The organism is Pseudomonas syringae pv. cilantro, from assembly GCF_001293775.1.
GTDB lineage: Bacteria > Pseudomonadota > Gammaproteobacteria > Pseudomonadales > Pseudomonadaceae > Aquipseudomonas > Aquipseudomonas syringae_P.
Genome location: NZ_LGLN01000082.1, coordinates 1 through 547, shown reverse-complemented (window position 1 = coordinate 547; position 547 = coordinate 1). Strand labels below are relative to the sequence as shown.

Below are 547 nucleotides of genomic sequence, written 5' to 3'. Positions count from 1 at the left end.
TGGCCCATCAGGTGAATGCTGCACACCGCCGTGGCGTCATTTCTGAAAAGACGTACACCCTCTGGTTGAACAAGTTGACCGCCATCGAGGCCCTGCTGTTGGCAGGTGTCTCTGATGCTGATTAGGCCCAGTGGGTACAACACTGGCGCACAGGAATATCTCGAAGAAGGCAATAAGTCAGGGCGTGAGTTCACTCGCGATGAACTGGATCATCGCCTGGTTATATCCGGCGACCTCGATTTAACCCGTTCTATATATGAGAGCATCCCTGATCGCGGCCAGGACCGTTACTTGACGTTCACGCTTAGCTTTCGTGAAGACGCTGTGGCTGAATCCACACTTAAAGCAGTTACAGCCGAATTTAAACAGTTTCTCATGTATGCGTATAAAGCGGAAGAATTCAATTTCTATGCAGAAGCGCATTTGCCGAAAATCAAATGGGTAACTGACAAGAAGACCGGCAAGCCTGTCGAGCGCAAACCGCATATTCATGTGATCGTGCCGCGCATTAACTTGCTCAGTGGTAATGAAGCCAACCCCGTGGGCT

The 547-nt window shown here is 50.5% G+C and carries 1 pseudogene; it reads left to right on the top strand.

The features are described from left to right. Positions 1 to 114 precede the first annotated feature (114 nt). A pseudogene (locus tag ABJ99_RS23875) lies at positions 115 to 547 on the top strand (LPD7 domain-containing protein); the annotation flags it as partial.